The organism is Dietzia sp. CW19 (assembly GCF_014145265.1).
Classification (GTDB): Bacteria; Actinomycetota; Actinomycetes; order Mycobacteriales; family Mycobacteriaceae; genus Dietzia; species Dietzia natronolimnaea.
Map to the genome: position 1 here is coordinate 1 of NZ_JAALEE010000373.1, position 3,359 is coordinate 3,359.

The following is a 3,359-nucleotide window of genomic DNA, read 5'->3' on the forward strand; positions in this document are numbered from 1 at the left end:
GCTCGGCCTGCTCTCGGACGCCGAGCACCTGCTGCGCGAGCGATCCGCGATCTCGGCGCACTGAGCGCGGCACCACGCCCGACCGGGGGCGCGCGGGCACCGGCCCCGGTACGGTCGCGTCCATGACGGACCACATCTCGGCAGACCTTCTCCAGGGCATCCTCGACGAGGTCCGTGACGACTCCTCGGGCGAACTGGTCCCGCACCTCGGCGACTACGAACACCCGAACCCCGACGCCCTGGCGATGGCGGTGTGCGACCTCGAGGGCACCGTGACCTCGGCGGGGGACGACGACATCCGCTTCGATCTCCAATCCGCCTCCAAGCCCTTCGTGTACGCCCTGGCCCTGGACCAGAAGGGCGTGGACGAGGTGGCCAAGCGGATCGGTGTCGAACCCTCCGGGGACGCCTTCAACGAGATCTCCCTCGAGGCCGGGACCGGCCGGGCACCCAACGGTCTGGTCAACGCCGGGGCGTTGGCCGCCCACGCGCTCGTCGGGGACACCGACGACGACGAGGTCTCGCGCTTCGAGCACATCCGCGCACTGCTCTCCCGCCTCGTCGGCCGTGACGTGGAGGTCGACGAGGAGATCGCCGACATCGAGGCCAAGAGCGCACACCGCAACCAGGCGCTCGCGCACCTCCTCGCCGAGGAGGGCACCCTCGCGGACGACCCCCACGAGGTGGTGGCGGGGTACGGACGCCAGTGCGCGGTCCGCGTGGACGTCCGCGAACTCGCCCACATGGCCGCCATGTTCGCGAACGGCGGTCTGAAGCCCGGCAGCGACGAGCGGATCCTCGGGCGCAAGGCGGTCCGCTACGCCAACAGCGTGATGTTCACCTGCGGGATGTACGACGCGGCGGGCGACTGGGTCTACCAGGTCGGACTGCCCGCGAAGAGCGGGGTGTCGGGGTGTCTGTTCGCGGTGGTTCCCGGCAAGTTCGGGATCGCGGCCTACTCGCCGCGCCTGGACGAGCACGGCAACAGTGTCCGGGCGGCGGCCGCCATCGAGCAGCTGTCGGACCGGTTCGACCTCCACGTCCTCGACCACGTGCGCGGTGACGGGTTCGGCCCCGCCGCATAGGGACGACTATCCTCGGGAGTCGTGACCGACTCGACCCCCGCCGCGACCGAGCCCGCCGACGACACCCCCGAGCAGCTGCGTATCCGTCGCGACAAGCGGCAGCGCATCCTCGATTCCGGCGTCGACGCCTATCCGGTCGAGGTCCCCCGCACGCACGGGCTCGTCGAGATCGCCTCGGATCCGCGCTTCGTCGCCCTCGAGCCCGGGGAGGAGACCGACGTCCGGGTCTCCGTCGCAGGCCGCGTGCTGTTCGTCCGCAACACGGGCAAGCTCTGCTTCGTCCGACTCCAGGACGGCGTGAGCCCGGACGCCGACCTGTCGGTCCCGGCGACCGAGGGCGGGCCCGACTCGTTCGCCCCGCAGTTGCAGGCGATGCTCTCGTTGGCCAACGTGGGCGAGGAGCGGCTCGAGGCGTGGAAGCAGGACGTGGACCTCGGTGACCACGTCTCGGTGACCGGCCGCGTGGTGCGGTCCAGGCGCGGCGAGCTGTCCGTCATGGCCGACTCGTGGGTGCTGGCGGCCAAGTCGCTGCGTCCGTTGCCGGTCGCGCACAAGGAACTGAGCGAGGACACGCGCGTCCGTCAGCGCTACACCGACCTCATCATGCGCGACACGGCCCGGCGCAACGCGGTCACCCGCATCAAGGTCGTCCGGGCGCTGCGGGACGCCCTCGACAGGCGGGGGTTCCTGGAGGTGGAGACGCCGATGCTGCAGACGTTGCACGGCGGCGCCGCCGCCCGGCCGTTCGTCACGCACTCCAACGCCCTGGACCTGGACCTGTACCTGCGCATCGCCCCCGAGCTCTACCTCAAGCGATGCGTGGTGGGTGGCATCGAGCGGGTCTTCGAGATCAACCGCAACTTCCGGAACGAGGGCGTGGACTCCTCACACAGCCCCGAGTTCGCGATGCTCGAGACCTACCAGGCCTACGGGGACTACGACACGTCCGCCACGATGATCCGTGAGGTCATCCAGGAGGTCGCGCGCGAGGTGTTCGGCACCACCACCGTCACCCTCGCCGACGGCACGGAGTACGACCTGGGCGGGCAGTGGCGTGAGATGCGCATGTACCCCTCGCTCAACGAGGCCCTGCGCGCGCAGCACCCCGAGGTGGTGGGGAACACCGACGAGGACACCGTCACGGTCGACTCGACGGTCGAGGAACTCACGGAACTGGCCGGCGAGGTCGGGCTCGAGGTGCCCTCGGGCAGGGGCTGGCTGCACGGCAAGCTGGTCGAGGAGCTGTGGGAGCACCTGTGCGGTGACCAGCTCGAGGGGCCGGTGTTCGTCCGCGATTTCCCGGTGGAGACCTCCCCTCTGACCCGCGATCACCGCACGGATCGGGGGGTCACCGAGAAGTGGGACCTCTACGTCCGTGGGTTCGAGCTGGCGACCGGCTACTCGGAGCTCGTCGACCCGGTGATCCAGCGTCGCCGGTTCGAGGACCAGGCGCGGCTCGCCGCGGCCGGTGACGACGAGGCGATGCTGTTGGACGAGGACTTCCTGGCCGCGATGGAGCAGGGGATGCCGCCCACCACCGGGTTGGGTATGGGGATCGATCGTCTGCTCATGGCGCTCACCGGGCTGGGCATCAGGGAGACGATCCTGTTCCCGATGGTCAAGCCGCTACCGCGGGACTGACGCGACCGTCACCGGCGACGCTCTGGCTGCGTCAGTCCGGCTGCGCCCACGCCGCCGCCACGAGTTCGCGGAGCACGGGTTCCCGGATCCGGGCCAGGGTCGTCACGTAGAGGCACCCCGTGCCGGTCTTGTGCGGCCCCAGCGTCGCGAGCAACGCGTCGGCTCCCGGGGCCCCGAGCAGTCCGTAGAGGCTGATGGCGGAGGCGCGGGGACTGAAGCCCACCCGGAGGGTGTCTCCCTCACGACCGCTGTCGTACACGTAGTGGTGCGTGCCGTAGCCCACGATCGACGGGCCCCACATGGACGGTGGTTCGCCGGTGACCTCGCCGAAGAGCTCGAGCAGGCGCAGGCCGTCCTCCACCCGCCGGGCGGTGGGCAACCCCTCGATCCACTGCCGTGGGGAGCCCGGTGTCTCGAGAAACGCCGTGTTGTCGTTGCGGCCGGTGGCGCGGGGCCGCGAGAGCGGATCGGCGAGGGACAGCCCCGCCGCGGACAGTGCGTCGCGCAGCACGCCGAGCTGGGAGGGGCCGACCCCGTGCAGCGCCAGAACGTCCCTCTCGGGCGTTCCGTCCAACTGGCGGAGGTCGGTGATCCCGGCCGCGGCGAGGGCGCGGGACGCCGGCGCGGAGAGCC

The 3,359-nt window shown here is 70.9% G+C and carries 3 protein-coding genes; 2 read left to right on the forward strand and 1 reads right to left on the reverse strand.

Annotation, left to right across the window (positions count from 1 at the left end; all coding sequences use genetic code 11):
- The first annotated feature begins 122 nt into the window (after positions 1-122).
- Positions 123-1,085, forward strand: coding sequence for a glutaminase A (gene glsA, locus G6021_RS11525; protein WP_179524484.1), 963 nt, complete (start codon positions 123-125; stop codon positions 1,083-1,085).
- Between the two features lie 21 nt (positions 1,086-1,106).
- On the forward strand, positions 1,107-2,726 hold the full coding sequence (gene lysS, locus G6021_RS11530) for a lysine--tRNA ligase (RefSeq protein WP_182641330.1): 1,620 nt from the start codon (positions 1,107-1,109) through the stop codon (positions 2,724-2,726).
- Positions 2,727-2,757: 31 nt separating this feature from the next.
- On the opposite strand, the gene G6021_RS11535 is transcribed toward lysS, so the two are convergent.
- Positions 2,758-3,359 (reverse strand): DUF1801 domain-containing protein (locus G6021_RS11535; protein ID WP_182641331.1); only part of this gene is annotated, 602 nt, incomplete at its 5' end.

What these genes read in the sequence shown, in the direction of transcription:
- glsA (WP_179524484.1), top strand. Translation starts at nt 123, where the DNA reads ATGACGGACCACATCTCGGCAGACCTTCTCCAGGGCATCCTCGACGAG.